At 41.9% G+C, this 19,353-nt stretch carries 14 protein-coding genes; 13 read left to right on the top strand and 1 reads right to left on the bottom strand.

Annotated elements, in window-relative coordinates; genetic code table 11:
* Positions 1 to 46 precede the first annotated feature (46 nt).
* Positions 47 to 1,321: a M23 family metallopeptidase gene (locus IH598_17390; GenBank protein MBE0640292.1), complete on the top strand. Its 1,275-nt coding sequence runs from the start codon at positions 47 to 49 to the stop codon at positions 1,319 to 1,321.
* Positions 1,322 to 1,345: 24 nt separating this feature from the next.
* Positions 1,346 to 1,705 (top strand): DsrE family protein, encoded by a 360-nt coding sequence (locus IH598_17385; protein MBE0640291.1) that lies wholly within the window; start codon positions 1,346 to 1,348, stop codon positions 1,703 to 1,705.
* A 55-nt stretch (positions 1,706 to 1,760) separates the two neighbouring features.
* Here the strand turns inward: IH598_17385 and IH598_17380 are convergent, their stop codons facing one another.
* Positions 1,761 to 3,188: an adenosylhomocysteinase gene (locus IH598_17380; protein MBE0640290.1), complete on the bottom strand. Its 1,428-nt coding sequence runs from the start codon at positions 3,186 to 3,188 to the stop codon at positions 1,761 to 1,763.
* 174 nt (positions 3,189 to 3,362) lie between these two features.
* Here IH598_17380 and IH598_17375 point away from each other — a divergent pair, with 174 nt between their 5' ends.
* From IH598_17375 to IH598_17325, 11 genes are all read left to right on the top strand, one after another.
* Entirely contained in the window at positions 3,363 to 4,031 is a 669-nt protein-coding gene (locus tag IH598_17375) for an SOS response-associated peptidase (GenBank protein ID MBE0640289.1), read from the top strand.
* 464 nt (positions 4,032 to 4,495) lie between these two features.
* Positions 4,496 to 5,545 carry a hypothetical protein gene (locus IH598_17370; GenBank protein MBE0640288.1) on the top strand — a complete coding sequence of 350 codons (1,050 nt, stop codon included), beginning with the start codon at positions 4,496 to 4,498 and terminating at the stop codon, positions 5,543 to 5,545.
* Positions 5,542 to 7,014: a T9SS type A sorting domain-containing protein gene (locus IH598_17365; protein MBE0640287.1), complete on the top strand. Its 1,473-nt coding sequence runs from the start codon at positions 5,542 to 5,544 to the stop codon at positions 7,012 to 7,014. The genes IH598_17370 and IH598_17365 overlap by 4 nt, the downstream gene beginning before the upstream one ends.
* 12 nt (positions 7,015 to 7,026) lie before the next feature.
* Complete coding sequence (locus tag IH598_17360; protein MBE0640286.1) at positions 7,027 to 8,520, top strand: hypothetical protein; 1,494 nt, start codon at positions 7,027 to 7,029, stop codon at positions 8,518 to 8,520.
* 37 nt (positions 8,521 to 8,557) lie between these two features.
* The gene (locus tag IH598_17355; protein ID MBE0640285.1) at positions 8,558 to 11,773 is read left to right on the top strand and encodes a hypothetical protein; all 3,216 of its coding nucleotides are present in this window, start codon (positions 8,558 to 8,560) and stop codon (positions 11,771 to 11,773) included.
* Positions 11,774 to 11,776: 3 nt separating this feature from the next.
* On the top strand, positions 11,777 to 13,531 hold the full coding sequence (locus IH598_17350; GenBank protein MBE0640284.1) for a T9SS type A sorting domain-containing protein: 1,755 nt from the start codon (positions 11,777 to 11,779) through the stop codon (positions 13,529 to 13,531).
* Positions 13,532 to 13,542: 11 nt separating this feature from the next.
* A complete protein-coding gene (locus tag IH598_17345; GenBank protein ID MBE0640283.1) occupies positions 13,543 to 17,118 on the top strand; it encodes a hypothetical protein in 3,576 nt (1,191 codons plus the stop codon).
* A 7-nt stretch (positions 17,119 to 17,125) separates the two neighbouring features.
* The gene (locus IH598_17340; GenBank protein ID MBE0640282.1) at positions 17,126 to 17,722 is read left to right on the top strand and encodes a hypothetical protein; all 597 of its coding nucleotides are present in this window, start codon (positions 17,126 to 17,128) and stop codon (positions 17,720 to 17,722) included.
* Between the two features lie 355 nt (positions 17,723 to 18,077).
* Entirely contained in the window at positions 18,078 to 18,293 is a 216-nt protein-coding gene (locus IH598_17335; GenBank protein ID MBE0640281.1) for a hypothetical protein, read from the top strand.
* Entirely contained in the window at positions 18,290 to 18,589 is a 300-nt protein-coding gene (locus IH598_17330) for a type II toxin-antitoxin system RelE/ParE family toxin (GenBank protein MBE0640280.1), read from the top strand. Before IH598_17335 ends, IH598_17330 begins: the two co-directional genes overlap by 4 nt.
* Positions 18,590 to 18,682: 93 nt before the next feature.
* Positions 18,683 to 19,353: RHS repeat-associated core domain-containing protein (locus IH598_17325; GenBank protein ID MBE0640279.1), on the top strand; the 671-nt coding region annotated here is incomplete at its 3' end.

Genomic DNA, 19,353 nt, shown 5'->3' with positions numbered 1-19,353 from the left:
CATAATAATTCGGGAATTGAATCATTAACAAGTTTTCAAAATGACTATGCAACATAAACGCCTAAAAATATTTTTAATCCCGATTATTGCCTTAATGATCATTCTTCTGATCATTGTTTTCTTTAAACCCATCTTTAAATTCAACACCAATAAGCCTTCCGAAGTTGAAGTTGAAGTTGCCGAACCCCGCATGATGTATGGTTTTAATGTGGACACCCTGACCGTGGTGAGTGAAACCGTCAGGCACAATCAGTTTCTGGCTAACATCCTGCTTGGATACAATGTTGATTATACCACCATTGATCGCCTTGCCCGCGAGACCAGGAGGATTTTCGACGTGCGAAAGATGAGGCAGGGTCACAACTACTCCGTCATTTTAACCAATGATTCAGTTCCAAAAGCGAGGTATTTTATCTATGAAATTTCTGCCATTGATTATGTGGTTTACAGCCTGAAGGATTCCATTCATGCCTGGAGAGGACAAAAGGAGGTGGAAACCCGCATCGAAACAGCTTACGGGGTAATCAACAGTTCGTTGTGGAATGCCATGGTGGCCAATAAAACCGATCCCAACCTGGCCATTTCTCTTTCGGATATCTATGCCTGGACCATTGACTTCTTTGGCATTCAAAAGGGGGATTATTACAAGGTAATTTATGAAAACGTTTATGTGGAAGGTGAGCGAATTGGGATTGGCAGGGTGCTGGCAGCCACTTTCAACCATTTTGGGAAAGACCAGTATGCATACTATTTTGTTCAGGACAGTGTAGGAGAATATTTTGATAACGAAGGCAACAGCCTGCGCCGGGCATTTCTAAAGGCGCCACTAAATTACCGCCGCATCAGTTCCACCTTTTCCAACAGTCGTTTGCATCCGGTACTCAAGATAAGACGTCCGCATCATGGCGTGGATTATGCTGCCGCAACAGGTACGCCTGTAATGTCAATCGGTGATGGAGTGGTGGAATACACAAAATGGGATAATAAAGGTGGTGGTAACGTGGTTCGCATCAAGCACAATTCTGTCTATTCAACGGCTTATCTTCATCTTTCAAAATTTGGCCCCGGAATCAAACGCGGAGTTCGTGTAAAGCAGGGACAAGTGATCGGCTATGTTGGGAGCACCGGGCTTTCCACCGGTCCTCACCTCGATTTCAGGTTTTACAAAAACGGATCCCCGGTTGATCCCCTCAAAGTAGAATCCCCACCGGTGGAACCTGTGAAACAAGCAAACATGGAAAGATTTAATGTGGAACGCAGTCGTTGGTTACAGGCACTTGAAAAAGTGAGTGACGATCAACAGGTTGTATCAAATAATTAATCTTTGATTGTAATTCAAACTTTTATGCAAAAAATCCTGATCATTATTAACGACGCCACCTATGGAACTGAAAAAGCCTACAACGCTTTACGGATGGCAATGACACTTCAAAAGGAGCATGGGGAAAAAGTTGAAGTAAAGATTTTTCTCCTGGCTGACGCTGTATTTTGCGGGTTACCCAATCAAAACACGCCAACCGGGTTTTACAACATCGAGCGGATGCTAAAATCGGTAATCCTCCAGGGCGGCGAGGTCAAAAGCTGCAGCGGCTGCTCTCAGGCCCGCGGCATCGACAGCCTCAGATTCATCGAAGGCGTTCATCTGAGCAACATGAAAGAATTTTCCCAATGGACTGTGGAGTGCGATAAGGTGCTGACGTTTTAGATGTTTGAAAGGCCAGCGGTGAATTTCGTCACTAAAAGGTCACCAAAAATTGAATTTAATACCTGTAATGCTCCGGTTTGTAAGGCCCTTCAACCGGGATGCCCAGATATTCTGATTGCTCTTTGGTGAGTGTGGTGAGTTTCACGCCAAGATGCTCAAGGTGCAGGCGTGCCACCTCTTCATCAATGATCTTTGGCAAACGATACACATCAATTTCGTAATGATCGCGGTTTTTCCAGAGATCAATCTGTGCCAGCGTCTGGTTGCTGAATGAATTACTCATCACAAATGACGGGTGGCCGGTGGCGCAGCCAAGGTTCACCAGTCGTCCTTCGGCAAGCAGGTAAATCGAATGTCCGTCAGCGAACCGGTAGCGGTCAACCTGGGGTTTGATGTTTTCTTTGGTGATGGTCGGATCAGCGTCGAGTTTCTCCACCTGAATCTCATTGTCGAAGTGTCCGATGTTGCATACGATCGCTTCATCTTTCATCTGTTTCAGATGCTCAAGGGTAATCACATCCTTGTTTCCGGTGGCGGTCACAAAAATCTGCCCTTCTTTAAGCGCTTCTTCAATGGTTGTCACTTCAAAACCTTCCATGGCAGCCTGCAAAGCGTTGATGGGGTCAATTTCGGTAATGATGACCCGCGATCCGTAAGCGCGCATTGACTTGGCCGAACCTTTACCCACGTCGCCGTAACCCAGCACTACAACCACTTTTCCCGCAATCATCACATCGGTTGCCCGCTTGATTCCATCCGCAAGCGATTCACGGCAGCCATAAAGATTATCGAATTTTGATTTGGTCACCGAGTCATTCACATTAATGGCAGGCACCAACAGTTCACCCCGCTCTTTCATCTGGTAAAGCCTGTGAACACCGGTGGTGGTTTCTTCGGAAACACCCCGCCATTCGCTGGCCGAGCGATGCCATTTATCAGGAGCTTCCACGTAAGTTTGCTGCAATAACGTCATGATTGCCTTCTCTTCAGCATTTGAACCCACCACTGATAAAAGCTCCGGATTCTTTTCAACAGCTACCCCTTTGTGGATCAGAAGTGTTGCGTCGCCACCATCGTCAACGATGAGTTGCGGGCCTTTGCCATCAGGAAACGAGAGTGCCTGTGCCGTGCACCACCAATATTCGTCAAGTGTTTCGCCCTTCCAGGCAAATACCGGGATGCCGCGCATTGCCACAGCAGCTGCAGCATGGTCCTGGGTTGAAAATATGTTGCAACTTGCCCAGCGCACATCGGCGCCAAGTTCAGTCAGCGTTTCGATCAGTACAGCAGTTTGCACGGTCATATGCAGTGAACCGCTGATGCGAACCCCTTTCAATGGTTTCTCTTTGGCGTATTTCCGCCTGATGGTCATCAGGCCGGGCATCTCCTTCTCTGCAATTTCTATCTCTTTCCTCCCCCACTCTGCCAGGCTGATATCCCTTACCTTGTATTTCATATTTTCATTTATTACCAGACTTTCCATTGATTCGTTTTTTAAATTTGCTGCAAAATTAGTTATTTGGTCACTTTAACAAAGCGATTACATGGATGTTCATCTGACACAATCAAACAATGATTGATCCTGAGCATCTTGATATGGTAATTAGACTTAATCACAACATGCTGACGTTTTAAATCAAACTTAACCTGATAAATTATGTGCGGAAGGTATTCCTTTGCCCCCGATCTTAAAATAGTGAATCAGCATTATGATATCACAATTAAAGACGGTGAATTAACACCCAACTATAATTGTGCACCTACTCAATTACTCCCTGTAATAACCGATGAAAAACCCGGTCAGATCAGCCTGTTCCGGTGGGGGTTAATCCCTTTTTGGGCAAAAGATATTGCAATTGGCAACAAACTGATCAATGCCCGGAGTGAAACAATTACAGAAAAAGCCTCCTTCAAAAATGCGTTCAAACGTCGCCGGTGCCTTGTACCTGCCGATGCCTTTTATGAATGGAAAACGCCGGAAGCCAAAAAAGGGAAAATCCCTTACCGCATTTTTTTAACTACCCAACCGGTTTTCTCGATGGCTGGCATTTGGGAACAATGGAAAAATCCCGAAGGAGAAATCATTCATTCATTCTCTGTCATTACTACTTCGCCAAACGAATTAATGGCTGAAATTCATAACCGCATGCCTGTGATCCTCAACAGGCAGGATGAGAAAACATGGCTCCAATCAACCGATCAGGAGGAATTGCTCGGCCTGCTCAGGCCTTTTCCGGCGAAGGAAATGAGCGCCTTTCGCATTTCCGACCTGGTGAACTCACCACGCAATAACTCCAAAGCGATCACCGAGCCGATAGAAGTCTGAGTAAAAGAGTGAAGCCTCAATCGGGAGAATTTCCGGATTAACTAAAAACTGTACTTCATAGCTCCGCAAAACCGAAACTACCATGAAAACCATTGCTGGCATGGCAACTGACTACTGTAGCGGGTTATTTTAGCAATTCAGATTTTGGATTAATGAATGGTAAAAATGCCCTGAAAATTTTGGCGAATTCAACTTAAAAGTGTAAAATCCGACAGTTTTTATTTAAAACATTTCTAAATTTCAATCGCCTTTTTAAACCCAAAAAATATCACAATTTGCCATTTAATTGGGCTAAATCCTTTGTAAATTCTGAAAGTCAAAATTTGTAAAATACTACAATTGAGGATTTAAGAGGTGGTTAGGTGTGAAATTATTTCGTTAAAAAATTAGGTTTTTCGACAATTCTGACTTATCTTAGCACCGGTTTTCCACTATTAATTTCCTAAACCTAAAATTTTATAATCATGAAAAAATTTACATTTCTTCAATCAATCGCAGCGATCATGGGATTGCTGATCGTGATCGGAGTGGGGTGTAGTAAAGACAACCACAAGGATCAGGTGCAAATGCCGGAAACCGAATTCGACCCGGCAGTACTGATTACGGGTTTTTCACAAAAGATGGATGAGTATAAAAAAGGTGTTTTCCTGAAAAGCAACGAAAGCATCTTAATTGACTCGGCCATCTGGTACATTGACGCCACGCTGAATTATTACTATGCCAAGGCCAATTATCCGTGTGCCAGATTTCATTGGGACACGGTATTTGTTGAAATGAATGTACTTGGCAGCTATGAAGCCATGTACGCTGAGGTTTTCGAAGCCTACGATTCTACTTTGTTCGGCATCAGCGACAGGTACTATGAAATTGAGGAGGATGAAAAACAGTTTCTTATGGCCATGGTAGAGGATATGGGCTCACTTCCCGACAACAACCGTAGCTTGCGAATTATTACTGTTACAGGAACGGGAACGTTGGAGCATAGTGGGGATTTTGGGGATCAGGAAGCATACAGTTTTGAAGATTTTACACCTTGGGGCTGCTTTGGAAATCTAGTTGGCACTAACGCACCTGAAGTATTTGAAGCCCTACTTTACCAACATTATAATACAGATCCAATCAACTGCCGCTGGTATTTTTACGGTGCGACTGACTCAATGATCGTGAATTATTTGGATCATCCACTCAACAGCACTTTGGTGAATTACCTGGATTACAAAATCTTTGCAGCCTCTGAGGCAGTTGCTCCATTCGATAACTGGACAGAATGCCTGGAATACAACTATAACAACTCCGGTATACATGAAATGCAGTTCTATTATGATCATAAAAAAGGCTTCATAAATACCTGGGTGAACTCGTCACAAAACACCGGAAATAAAAAATTTGCCGGGTCATTGATTAAAAGCGAGGATCAAAACCCAAACGGTCGAAATATCTGGCATGTGCCCACCTTCTATTTCAGACAAAGACACTTAGCTTGCACTGTGCCCATTACACCACCTGAAAGATGAAACGAGCAACACACATATTATTGTTCATATGCTTATTAGTACTTTATCAAGGCTCTCTTCCTGCACAGAATACATTTGAGTTTGTATTGGAATATCCGGTAAGGAAAAGCTCAAGAATAGCCATTGAAGCTGAAAATGGGGATTTAATAGCTATTGTAAGTGAGAGAACGGGGGTTGATTATGCCCCCAACTCTCCCACCAGATCATATCTGCTCAGATTCAATCCACTGGGTGATACCACTACTTACCATTACACTTTTGGCGACACACTATTTGACTTTTATTTGATAGAGCGAGCTTATAATGGGGGCTATCTGCTGGCCGGCAATGCTATAACTTCGGATTCCGGAGAATTACACCTTATTTTGGTAAGAATAGATTGTAATCTTAATAAAGTTTGGGTTAAGTATCATGATATGACTAGCTATTGGACTGTTGGTATACGCAGGGTATTTCATCTGAACAATAAGTATCTGCTGGCTATAGAGCCAGCACCTGACTGGCCCGCACCTCTTGTTTATCATCAATTAACATGGTACGACACTCTTGGCAATTTGGTGAATTATTACCTGCATGACCAAAAAACCCATGGTTCCTCAGATTATTTACTCAATAAGGACTCAACCAGGATATGGGCTTTTTCCCCTATGTATTCAGGTGGAAGTAATTGGCCGTCCAGACTTGTATTCGATACCACCCCTCAGTTTATCAGCAGCAGCATTCGGCCTTACGGAGATTGGTATACCACCGTACTTTGGCATACCGACAGTACTTTTCTGCTTTCAGCTTCGGAACTCAGGCCAGATTATGCCGGTTCTCACGACCGGGATATGTGGATTATATCTTATGATAGCATGCTAAATGTGATCCACTCAAATTATTTTGGCGCTTACGACACACTGGATAAGACAGGTACCAGTCGGAATATTGACTTTAGGCATCCCGACACTGTTTTTTTTGCAGGGTGGAAGCACCAGTGCATTGGAAAGCCCCCACCAGGGCGTGTTAGCTGGATCATGACCGGACAAAACGATGCCCAGCTACAACCACGCTACCTGCATTTTATTGGAGGCGACTATTACTATGAAACCCATTACATTCTTGCAACAAAGGATGGTGGTAGTTTTATTTGTGCAGCCAGGTTTAACCACTACACCCAGGTTTATGACCCCGTGTTTCTGAAACTCAACAAAGAGGGCATACTTGTGGGCACAAACAAGGAGATAATTCCCTTAAAGAAAACGGCATTTTGGCCCAACCCTTTTTCAGAGGGACTTCATTATCAATCCCTGCAAACAGGTTCTCAATTCCGGTTGTTTGATATTACGGGAAAGGAAATGTTTTCCACCACTATTCATAGTACCAGCGGGCATATCCAAACTGGTAAACTGTCACCGGGCAGCTATCTTTATGAATTGCGTTACACATCAGGCGCAGTTGAAACAGGTAAACTTATCAAATCACAATAAAAAGAAATATCAATGAAAAACAGTAAATCAAACCGTCTACTGGCTATGACGATAATAGCCTTAAGTATTAATTCCCAATCTCTGCTTTCACAATGTATTTCATGCGATAGCACTCAAAGCAATGTAACGGTAGGTTTTAACAACAACTACAGCAGTAATTGGTGGCAACAAACCATCCTCGGCAACTATAACACCACATCCCAAAACAATACTGTTGTAATCGGAACTAGCTCAACGGCGAGTAGGAGCCATTCATACATTTTTGGCAGCTACTCACAGTCCAATGGACTTCATTCTTATGTAATTGGATCAAATTCTATAGCTGATAAGACAGATAATTTTGCCATAGGCAATACTGCACAATCAATGTCTGGCAATGGATTTGCTATTGGAAATTATACTAAATCTTTAGCTGAAGGTGCATACGTTTTGGGTCTAGGCAGATCAATTACAATCCCGTTGGAGCATAATGTTAAGAATAGCCTTGCTGTTGGTTTTAAAAGTAATATTCCCACGCTTTTCGTTAGTGAATCACCTAATGTTAACCGCACCGGCCGCATCGGTATCGGCAATGTCACAGACCCTCAGGCTAAATTGCATATCCGTGCTGATGCGGAAGATGATGCTACTATGTATCTTGAAGCGACAGGAACGTTGAAGTATTCCCGCTTGCTATTCACAAATGAACATTTTATACAGGCAAGAAATGGGCAAAATTTGACATTTAATACACAGAAAGAAACACATTTTACATTTCAAAACGGAACCATCCGAAGTGTAAACGGCTCGGCTACTGCTCCGGCATATTCGTTTTCAGATAATAATAATACAGGTATGTTCAAGTTCGGCACTAACAGTTTGGCCTTTTCAATCGGCGGCACCCAAAAGGTAGCGATTGCAAGTGAAGGACTTACTGTAAGCGGTTTTGCCATCACATCGTCAGGGTACAAAGTTAATCAATACACGGTAATTAATTCAAGCAGAGATTACACCGGAAGGAATGGGATTTATAGCGGGAATGTCGGTATTGGAATTCCCAACCCTGCTAAAAAGCTGGAAGTAAATGGTGACATTAATTTAACCGGGAACCTCTTCATTAACAATCAGCTTGTAAATATTCAAAATCCATGGACAATCAACGGTGATCAAATCCATTACGCAGGACAGGTAGCCATTGGCACTTCCGACCCCGGCGAATACAAACTCGCTGTGAAAGGGCATGTCCGAGCCGAGGAAGTTGTTGTCGAGTTAATGGATACATGGCCCGATTATGTTTTTGAGAACGACTATCCACTGATGAGACTGGATGAACTGCAAACCTTCATCAGCGAAAACAACCACCTGCCCGGTGTGCCAAGTTCCCAACAAATCAGCGAAGAGGGAATTAGCCTGGGTGAAATGAATGCCCTGCTGCTCAAAAAGATAGAAGAGCTTACGCTCTACATTTTGAAGCAGGAGGAGAGGATTTCTACCCTTGAAAATGTAGTAAACCGGGAAAATGAATAAGATGAATACATTGCTCATAAATTAATCATTCTACCTTATGGAATATTTTGAAAAGAACCCACAATACTTCAAAATGACAATGATAATAGATCATAGAATCAGTTTATTAAATTATGCATTAGTTTTGTTATTTCTTTTTTTTGGTAAATGGTTGTGTGCCCAGGGTTATCAACTTCCAGATAGAAATATAATACCTCCTACGCCCACTCCCTATCAACTTGGGCTCTATGGTTCTCATCCGGTTAGTTATTACAGAGGAACCACAGCGATAGAAATACCAATTTATTCATTAACTGTAGATGACTTCCAACTTCCAATAAGTCTAACTTATAATTCGTCAGGTATCAAAGTTGATGATATCGCTTCATGGGTTGGCCTTGGGTGGAGTTTAAATGCTGGTGGTGTAATTAGTGTAAGTACAAAGGGAGCACCTGATTTCCATGGAAACCGTTTACGAATAAGGTCAACATCCGAAATCGAAAACAAAAATATTCCAACAGTTGATTCTCTTCAATGGATTTACAGTGGACCATACATAGATTCAGAACCTGATATTTACAATTATAACTTTTGTGGATATTCCGGGCAATTTGTGATAGACAATGATTTTAATGTTAGATTTACAAAAGCATGTGACGGCCTGAGTATTATTGCAAATCAGAATGAAGTATCATTTACTGCAAAGGATTTGCATGGTAGAACGTATTATTTTGAGAGTAATCATGTTGAAAAAAGTTCAAGGGGAAAACGATTTTGGGGATATGCTTATAATAGTTCTAGTAATTATACTTTACCATTAACTGACTTTTACTCTGATAATTCTTTTCAAAATGTACCAACAGCATTCTTTTTAAGTAAAATTGAGCTTGAAAGTAATAAAGGAACAATTTTGTTTGAGTATGAAAATGATACAGTAAAGTTTCTATCTAAATTGGCTGGTCAAATCCAAACTAAAAGGTCCTTTAATCAAAATACTTGTTCAGATAATTCAAATCCTCCTTTTAATTGGGATGAAGAACAAAATCCATATGCCTTTCAGCAATTTGCTTATACCAATATTACACGAAGATTAATCAGAATTTTTTACGAAAGGGATAATGTTGAGATTGTATTTCATGCCTTAAACGAAAGGCTTGATTTAAAGGCCTCAAAAAGATTGGATAAGATAGAAATAAAACGAAATTCTCAACCTTTTTTGATTTGGAAACTTTCTTATGATTATTTTGAATCCTTAGTTCAAAAACAAGAGTTTTACTCCAATAATAATTTACATCATCGTCTCAAGCTGTCAGAAGTTCAAAAATTTGACAAAGATGAAATACCGGCAGAACCTCCATATAAGTTTACATATTATGGTGATGCAGGTAGCCCTCAGCCAAACATCAGCATGCCGTATCGCACATCATTTGATGGATATGATCATTGGGGCTATTGCAATAAATCCGTATCTTCAGAAGAATCAGAAAAGCCAAGTCTGTTATTCCCTGATGTTACGTTTGGTGATCTTCAGGAAACTGAATTTATCGCATTACACTATACAAATGAATTTTACCCTATGCAGAATCCAACAATGGGTTTTTCAATTTATTATCCAGTTTTACCGCCATTCCTTCAAATACATGGGAATAGATCGCCAAGTGAAGACTGGATGAAAACTTATACCCTTTTTATGATTGAATATCCCACTGGTGGAAAAACTAAGTTCTACTATGAAGCACATCAATTTGATAATTACTCTAAAACAGCCGGAGGGTTGAGAATTAAACAAATAAATACAGAAGATGATTCAGGTAACATTGCTAGTAAACATGAATACTCTTATTCATCTGGGATATTTGAACATAAACCAAGCTATTTAAAAGTGTTGTTTCGTAATTATTACTTTTGTATCAACGGTAATGTAGAGTGGAATGGTAATTATTTTCTTGGTGCTGGAAATGTTGGACAGCAAGGAATAATTACTCCGGCAGGCTATTTACTCAGCACTACAAGTAATTCATTATTGCATACATTGAATACCGACTATATCAACTATCAACAAGTAACTGAGACAAGAATTGCAGATGATGAACTACAAAAGCTGGACTATTTTTATAATTCTTTCAACTCAACTATTAACTATGATTATAGTTTTTGTTACTATTCAGGCACTGCCCTTAATATTAAGAGGTCTGGCTATATTGTAAGTCAATATGCTCCAGTATATCCTTTTGCTGCAGGCAAAACAGCTCCTTCTTTTAAAAGAGGTTTATTAGATAAAGTCGTTTACAAAAATTCAGATAATGTTATCGTTAGAAATGATAAATATTACTATAATTTTTATAATGAAGATATTGTTTATGGAAATGAGGTACATCGAGAGCATCCTTCAGCACAAGAATTCTACTTTATCTCAGCATATAAACTTTACACTGGAAAAAGTCTTTTAACCTCACTTGTTAACGAAACGTTTGACCCAAATGGACAAAATCCAATTGCTACGACATTCTCATATAGCTATAATGTTGAGCAAGAGTTAAAAGCAGAAATTGAAGAAATTCAAAGTGATGACAGACACATTGTAACCAAAATTTATTACCCTTTTAACTACACCAGTAGCTACAGCAATGTACTCGCTATAATGGTAAACAGAAAGATGCTAGATTATCCCATCGAAACCATAAAAAGCGTTAATGGGCAAGTTACGGATGCAGCCTTTAATAAATATGGTTTCTTTGGGCAAATCATCAAACCCGCTGAGATTTTCAAACTTGAAATTACTGAGCCACTCAATGATTTTATACCTTCATATCAGCTAACTTTCGGGCAAATTGATCCAAGGTACAAAAAACAGTCAGAGTTCAACTATTCACCTGTTTTTGGTAACCCGCTCGAAACAAGACCTACTTCGAATTTTTCTTCTACTTATGTTTGGGGTTACAATTACACATTACCTATTGCCAAGATCGAGAATGCTACTTTTGAAGAGACTTCCAGCGAGTTGACTGCGATGGGATATTCAATTGAAAGTTTACAGAATAAAACCGATACTCAATTAAGGACTATCTTCTCCTTATTGAGAAACAGAGCAGCTATGCAGAATGCCTTGATCACTTCTTACACTTACAAACCATTAGTTGGAATATTCTCAGAGACAAACCCGGCAGGTATTACTACCTTTTATGAATATGATAGTTTTAATCGCTTACAATATATCCGTAATAATGAAGTCCAGTATCTGAAAAAATTTGATTATCACTATAAAGATCAATAAATTATGAAACAATTTATTCAAATATTATCACTTCTTCTCATCCTCTTCTCCTTCACCGCCACAGCCCAACAACTTAAATGGAGCTATAGCGCCGAGGGAAGTGGTAACCTGCAAGTGTTGGCCATGCAACAGGTTAGCCCGGCATTGTTTCTAACCGGGGTTTTCAGTGACTCGGTCCAATCAGGCGCTGATATGCTGCAGAGCAAAGGGATGAATGACGTTTTTTTGGCAAAAATGGATGATTCCGGCCAGGTTCTTTGGAGTAAAAGTTTTGGCAGCAAGGGCGATGACATGCCGGCAAAAATTGTATCCGATAACGGGTTGATATTTCTTGGCGGTAAAGTTGCCGGTAATCAGACGGAAAACCTGGAAACGGCTGATGATAAAACGTCGCTGTTTATAAAATCAGTTGACGGCCAGGGTAAATGGCAATGGGACTTTCTGGCGCCGTTCGCTGGCAGAGCAACGCTGGATGTGCTTACGCCTGCACCCGGAAACACTTTGTTTACCGGTGGTATGTTCAGGGGTTGCATCCGGATTGACGGTAAGGAATACTGCAGCACTGCAGCCGACAGAGCCTACTACATGCTGCTTTCGCAGGAAGGCAGCCTCCTGGAATTTTTCACTTCCGAAGGTACAGGTAACCACCGTACTATAGCAGCCCGTTTTGACCGGTCAGGGAATCTGTACCTGATGTCCGCCGCCGGAAAAGGAAGTTACACGTTGCAAAGCGGGAGCAAAAATCGGATGCATGTTTTTGAGTCGGAAGGCCTGGTAATAGCCAAATATAGTCCCGAAATACATCAGTTGTGGTCTATACCTGTAATAGCAGACGCTTACCTCGAAGGCATCGAACTGCTTTGCGATACGCAGGGCAACATTTTTGCCGGCGTAAATTTCGGTAAAACCATTACCATAGCTGATAAAATGATTGAATCAAAATCGAGGCTTAGCACAGCGTTGATTAAACTCGACACCGATGGTAACGTTATTGCCGTCAACACTCTGGAAAGTTCCGTTTATTGCCGCCTGATGGATATGAATCTGATGAATGACGAAGATTTGCTACTCACGGGATACTACCATGGCGAAATAGCAATGGAAGATACCGAAATTAGGAGCCCGAAGGACAACAGGACCGCCTTTGTGATGTTGATGGACGGCCATTCAGGGATAGTCTGGAGCGATGAATTGAGTTTCGGTACCGAAGGCTACGGCAGGGCATTATCATCGGGTGACAGCGGCGATTTACTGCTGGCAGGCGGTTTCAGCAACCTGTCGGCAGTAACCGATGGTTACGTAGGTGCATTTGCACAGACAAGCGGAATTTTCATAAACAGCTACAAGTTGGGACAACCCGAAAAAGAAGATGAAAAGAAACAAAAGCTAATTGATGAAGAAGAAACAGCCGGCACTGTCGCTTTGGAGGATGAAGACTTTAAACAAGGGGCTATTGAAAATGCATCAGTTGAAACGACTACCAATTATCAGGAGGAATCCTTGCAAAATGAGTTTTTGGTGATCTTTCCCAATCCGGTTACTGACCAGCTTCACTGGTCGTTTAACAGCCCGGTGAAGGGTGAGTTTACCGTCGAGGTTTGCGATTCGGGCGGAGCTCTGCTTTACAGTAAAACATACCAAGCCGGCGCAGGCAGCGAAATCAACACTGTGAATATGCGCCATTACAACAGCGGCATTTATCTGTTCAGACTGCAAGTGGGAGGCGTTATGCTACATCGTGTAATTGTAAAACAATAAAACCGAATGCCATGAAAAAACATAGACAAGTAACTATTCTTCGGCTGATCTCTATTGTGTTTTTGTTTTGCTCTCCCATCTTTGTGGCCGCTCAACCTGATTATGTCGAAAGCAACAGCGTTTACACCGGCCAGGCGGAAATTGCGGCAAGGGAACGGGTTACTTTAAAACCGGGTTTTGTCGCTACCAGTGGCAGCAGTGTCAGGGTGTTTACTGATCCAAACCTGAATCTTCCCCAGATCAACTATGAACCCGAATCCGGTTATGTGACAATAGGTTCAAATCCGAGCAGCAACAAAAACTATATCCGCACCACCACTTTGCGCGCTCCCACGACTAATCCCTCACAGATAAACCAGACGCCGCACACCCAGGAAATAGCCTATTTTGACGGCCTGGGGCGTCCGTTGCAAACTGTGATCCCCAAAGGATCGCCCCAAATGAAAGATTTGGTTACACCGGTGTCTTTCGATCAATTTGGGCGTGAAGATAAAAAATACCTGACCTACGTTTCCGAATTTTCTTCAGGAGAATACAACCCCTATGCATATGCAGAGTGCATCAACTATTATCAGGGCGAGATACCCGGCCGCGAGCCGGACAATGAACCCTACTCCACCATCCATTACGACAATTCGCCGTTGAACCGGATAACAGGCGAAACAGGACCAGGCGAAAACTGGATTGGTCATCCAACAGCCATCAACTATAAAACAAATACTGCCGCGGTTAAACACTGGAGGCCGGTAAACGGCGCTTTTGTTCCGTTTAACTACCCACTCGCCAGCCTTTACATCAATGAAACCGTTGACGAAGACGGCAATGTCCAGCGAACATTTACCGATAAGATGGGGCAGACCGTAAGAACCGAATCGGCAGGCAATAGCGGGGTTATTCACCGTACTGCTTACATTTATGACGATTTTGGCCTGCTGCGGTGCGTGGTCCCGCCAAAAGTTTCGGATTCCGAAGGCCCCTCCATAACCGAATTATGTTACTACTATAAATATGACGCCCGCAAACGGCTTATTGAAAAGCGATTGCCAGGCGCTGAATGGATTTACTATGTGTATGACAAACGCGACCGAATGGCGCTTTGGCAGGATGGGGTGATGCGACTGCAAAATAAATGGCATTACAACCTTTACGATGCCCATAACCGACAGATAATAAGCGGTATCACAACCATTACCGGTATCAACCTTGAAGACATCAGGTACTTTTTCGAAAACTTTGGCGGCAATTTGTATGAATCCTGGACTCCGGATGGCGAACTTTACGGATATTCAAATTCAAGTACACCCTTTTTTTTAGTCCCTACTTTAAACAACATTCAAACTGCTACCTGGTACGACAACTACGATTTTTTGCAGTTGTTTGCAGGTTATGAATTCCCAACCGTCCCGCCTAACCAGGGTTTTTCTGACGATTACCTGACCAACGTCAGGGGAATGGCCACCGGGTCGTTGGAAAGGGTGGATGGCATTGCAGGCGTTAACCTTGTAACAGTTAATTATTTCGACAACCGCCTGCGGGTGATCTGCACAGTGAAAGACAACCACCTGGGAGGACGCAATAATACTTTTTACGCGTATAACTTCAGCGATCAGGTGGTAACAGAAGCAGTGATGCATAACGCATCCGCCTCGCCCAACGAAATTGTGCTGATAACCAACTACACATACGACCATCAGGGGAGGATGCTCGGAGAAAAGCTAAAGATGAACGATCACCCGCAGGTTACAACCAAAGCCTATGAATACAATGAGTTGGGCGATTTGGTAAATACCTACATGCATGGAAGCGCAACAGGCCAGAGTTTTAATCAGAAGGTGAAAAACAAATACAACATCCGGGGTTGGCTGCGCATGATCAACAATCCAGACAATCTTGACTACGATTTATTCGGGCTTGAGCTGCGCTATGAAGCACAAACCGGCTCGGGCGCTATTGGCGTCGCTGCCAGGTACAACGGCAACATTGCCCAGATGCGCTGGAACAGCAAAAGCGATATGCAGCGCGGCTATGGCTTTGAATACGATAAACTTAACAGGCTGACTGCATCAAAGTACGCACAGGGAAGCAATTATACCAGCAATTCCGGCTATTTTAATACTCAATATGTTTACGACCCAAATGGAAATTTTACCCGACTAACACGTTTTCATGAAAACACCAAAATTGATGATTTGATCTATAGCTATCATAATACTGCAAGCAGGAGCAACCGACTCAGCATGGTTTACGATATTACCGGAAACCCACAGGGGTACATTCATGGCTCCTCTGGAAACTATCTCTACGACGCCAACGCCAACATGACCCACGACCCCTCAAAAATGATCAACGTTGCTTACAACCACCTGAACCTGCCAAGCCAGATCACCTTCGGGCCGGATGACAACATCCAGTATGCCTATACCGCCACCGGCGCTAAACTCCGCAAAACCGTAACCACCATGAAAACCACCTCCGCCAGCATAACAGATTACTGTGGTAACTTCATTTACTCCGATAACCAGTTAATCACTATCTTTGCGGGCGAAGTGCGGGTTGCCCCCGTAAATGCCGGCAACAGTACTTTCTGGAAATATGAATACAGCATGAAGGATCACCTTGGTAACACACGCGTAGTCTTTGCCGCCCACAGCCACGGCCAGCCCGAGCTACTGCAGCAAACCAGCTATTACCCGTTTGGAATGACCTTACAACAGCAAAACTACTACAGCCAGAACACAACCGAAAACAAGTACCTCTATAACTCAAAAGAACTCCAGGACGAACAACTGGCGGGCAATAGGCTGGATTGGTACGATTACGGGGCGAGGTTTTATGGGCCAGATGGCTCACGATTCTTCACCATTGACCCTCTTACTGAAAAATTCCCATGGCAATCTCCGTATTGCTATGCCGGAAATAATCCTATTAGGTTTATTGATTATAATGGGCTGGGGCCAGGTGATAGAGTAAAAGCTGCACGAAGCCTGACAGGAATTGAATACAAACAAGAAAAAGTATGTTCAATGAGAACGGCAAATACTGCAGAAGCGAAGCAATACATGGACTGTGCTGAATTTGTTTGTAGGGTGCTTGGTGCAGACCAAATAACAGATGGTGTCCAACACATGAATTCATCAAGTTTAAAGAGCTATTTTGATAATAAAGACCAGTTTATTCTTTCGTCCGACCCACAAGTAGGAGATATTGCTGTATGGAACGGTCATGTTGGCGTGGTTACTGTAGTTGGAGAAGATGGAAAGATAAAACTAGCGCATGCCCGAGGGGAGAAAAAATTGTCGATTGAAAATCCAGAGGCGATATCTCCTGAAAAATATCGAAAATCTGAGTTTTATGGTTATTATAGGCCAGTAACCGAAACCCCTGATGGGAAAATTGATAATAATGGGAATCCTGTTTCTACAAATAATCAATCTGACAATTCTACAGGAAGTTTTAATCTGACACTACAACCTGAATCGGCAGTACAAGACAAAAAAAGAGTTGTCAATAATTCGTTTATTCAACAAATAAAAAATTTACCACAAGGGAATTATAAAGTTGTAAATGGTCAAATTGTGCCTCAATAAATAGATTATGAAACTGTTAGCATTTTTTATATTGTTATGTGGATGTACTCAATCGAATAGTTTGAAAACCCAATCTAATGAAGAGCCCCAAATAACTCTGGATTCTTTAATGCAGTACGTAAAAAAAGAGTTTGAAGTTATAAGGTTAGAGCATAATGGAGATACCCTATTGATTGTTTCTACTAATGATGTGTTATTTTATCCGTTCGGTGAATATGCAAATTTCAAAGATTTTAAAGATGGGTATTTAGATAAACGTGATTTAAAGGTAAAGATAGATTCATCTTTTAATTTCTTTAGAATATTTAGCATGAACAATAATAAGACTAGTGTTAAATTGTTGGAGAATTTTGAAACAGAAAAATTGGAACTTTTTAAATCCGATATTAAGGATAATTCTTTCGAGTTGTTTTATGAAATAAGGATAGGTATGAAGAAAGAAGAAGTATTTTTAAAATTTTTCACCAAAACTTTCCCGGGAATAAATCATATAAGGACAATTAGAATAAATTCTGGCTTAGCGGGTGTCTGTTACTACTTCAATTTTTCAACAAAGGAACAGCTTGAAAATATTATAATTGAAAGTGATTATGTTCTTGACTGATAAATTAAAAAACCGGAACATCTCTGTTTTTTTTGTTTTATAAAGCAGCAGTAACTTTCGCAGGTTTTCTAATCCTTATTTTTACATAGCTTACAACCACCTGAACCTGCTCATCAGATCACTTTCGGGCCGAAGGACAACATACAGTATGCCTACACAGCCACCGGCGCCAAACTCCGCAAAACCTTGACCACCATGAAAACCACCAGCGGTAGCATAACGGATTACTGTGGTAACTTCATTTACAGCGATAACCAGTTAATCACTATCTTTGCCAGTGAAGTGGCGACTAATGAAAGATAACTTTTGAATGAATTATTCGTTTATTTCATAAATGATTAATTAATGGGAAATCATGAACGTACTTGAAAAAAGAGATTTTATCAAAAACCATTTGCACCTTGCAAACGATAGTACAATCAACGAGTTTTACAAAAAACTTCGTAATGAGGAGGTTTTAAAAGCAAAATTGGAGAGTAGGGCGCTAAAATCGGAATTTGATATCAAATCAGATCGGGTTTTTTCACGGGCAGAAGTTGAGCAATTGACCGGCAATGTAATCCGCAAATGAAAATTATCTATACAGAACAAGCGATCAGCAGCTTGCAGGAAGTTTTAGATTTTGTCGCCCCCAATGTAACTAAGGAGAAACTGATTGAAATCAGGGATAGAATATTAGATGCAGCAGACACTCTGCTTTTGCATCCATATCAAGGTCAAACAGAGCCTTTGCTAGAGCATTTGGGCAAGAGCCATCGCCGTTTAATCATTGGACATTACAAAATCATTTACAGGGTCTATGGGGAATACATTTACATCACCGACATTTTTGACTCAAGGCAAGACCCCGACAAGATGAAAAGTTGATTCTATTCTGCATAAAGCGGCACTTTACCGCTCCTGCTAAAGGCCTGTTTTATATAATCAACGAAAACATAATCTCCCTCTCCAACCGCCAACATGAACCACGAACCCTCGAAAATGATCAACGTTGCTTACAACCACCTGAACCTGCCTCGTCAGATCACCTTCAGGCCGAAGGAAAATATACAGTATGCCTACATCGCCACCGGCGCCAAGCTCCGCAAATCCGTTACCATCATGAAAATCACCACCGGCAGCGTAACGGATTACTGCGGAAATTTTATCTACTCTGATAACCAACTAATCACTATCTTTGCCGGTGATGTGCGGATAGTGCCCGTAAATGCCGGCAACAGTACTTTCTGGAAATATGAATACAGTATGAAAGACCATACTTCGACTCACTTCGACAAAGCTCAGTGCAAATCGCTCAGTACGGGTTTGGGAAACGTTCGTGTAGTCTTTGCCGCCCACAGCCACGGCCAGCCCGAGCTGCTGCAACAAACCAGCTATTACCCGTTTGGTATGACCATGCTACAACAAAACTTTGGCGGCCAAAGCGCCACAGAAAACAAATACCTCTACAACAGCAAAGAACTCCAGGACGACCAACTGGCCGGCAATACACTGGATTGGTACGATTACGGGGCGAGGTTTTATGATGCCACGCTGGGGAGGTGGCATGTGGTGGATCCGCTGGCGGAGAAACATTTTGAGACTAACACATATCATTACTGTTTTAATAATCCCATTAACTTCATTGATCC

It is taken from the genome of Bacteroidales bacterium, from assembly GCA_014860585.1.
Taxonomy (GTDB): Bacteria; Bacteroidota; Bacteroidia; order Bacteroidales; family 4484-276; genus RZYY01.
This window is presented reverse-complemented; position numbering and strand designations above follow the sequence as displayed.

Excerpts from the sequence above, each read along its gene's own strand:
- IH598_17390 (MBE0640292.1), top strand. The coding sequence starts at position 47 with ATGCAACATAAACGCCTAAAAATATTTTTAATCCCGATTATTGCCTTA.
- IH598_17385 (MBE0640291.1), top strand. The coding sequence starts at position 1,346 with ATGCAAAAAATCCTGATCATTATTAACGACGCCACCTATGGAACTGAA.
- IH598_17380 (MBE0640290.1), bottom strand. The coding sequence starts at position 3,188 with ATGGAAAGTCTGGTAATAAATGAAAATATGAAATACAAGGTAAGGGAT.
- IH598_17375 (MBE0640289.1), top strand. The coding sequence starts at position 3,363 with ATGTGCGGAAGGTATTCCTTTGCCCCCGATCTTAAAATAGTGAATCAG.
- IH598_17370 (MBE0640288.1), top strand. The coding sequence starts at position 4,496 with ATGAAAAAATTTACATTTCTTCAATCAATCGCAGCGATCATGGGATTG.
- IH598_17365 (MBE0640287.1), top strand. The coding sequence starts at position 5,542 with ATGAAACGAGCAACACACATATTATTGTTCATATGCTTATTAGTACTT.
- IH598_17360 (MBE0640286.1), top strand. The coding sequence starts at position 7,027 with ATGAAAAACAGTAAATCAAACCGTCTACTGGCTATGACGATAATAGCC.
- IH598_17355 (MBE0640285.1), top strand. The coding sequence starts at position 8,558 with ATGGAATATTTTGAAAAGAACCCACAATACTTCAAAATGACAATGATA.
- IH598_17350 (MBE0640284.1), top strand. The coding sequence starts at position 11,777 with ATGAAACAATTTATTCAAATATTATCACTTCTTCTCATCCTCTTCTCC.
- IH598_17345 (MBE0640283.1), top strand. The coding sequence starts at position 13,543 with ATGAAAAAACATAGACAAGTAACTATTCTTCGGCTGATCTCTATTGTG.
- IH598_17340 (MBE0640282.1), top strand. The coding sequence starts at position 17,126 with ATGAAACTGTTAGCATTTTTTATATTGTTATGTGGATGTACTCAATCG.
- IH598_17335 (MBE0640281.1), top strand. The coding sequence starts at position 18,078 with ATGAACGTACTTGAAAAAAGAGATTTTATCAAAAACCATTTGCACCTT.
- IH598_17330 (MBE0640280.1), top strand. The coding sequence starts at position 18,290 with ATGAAAATTATCTATACAGAACAAGCGATCAGCAGCTTGCAGGAAGTT.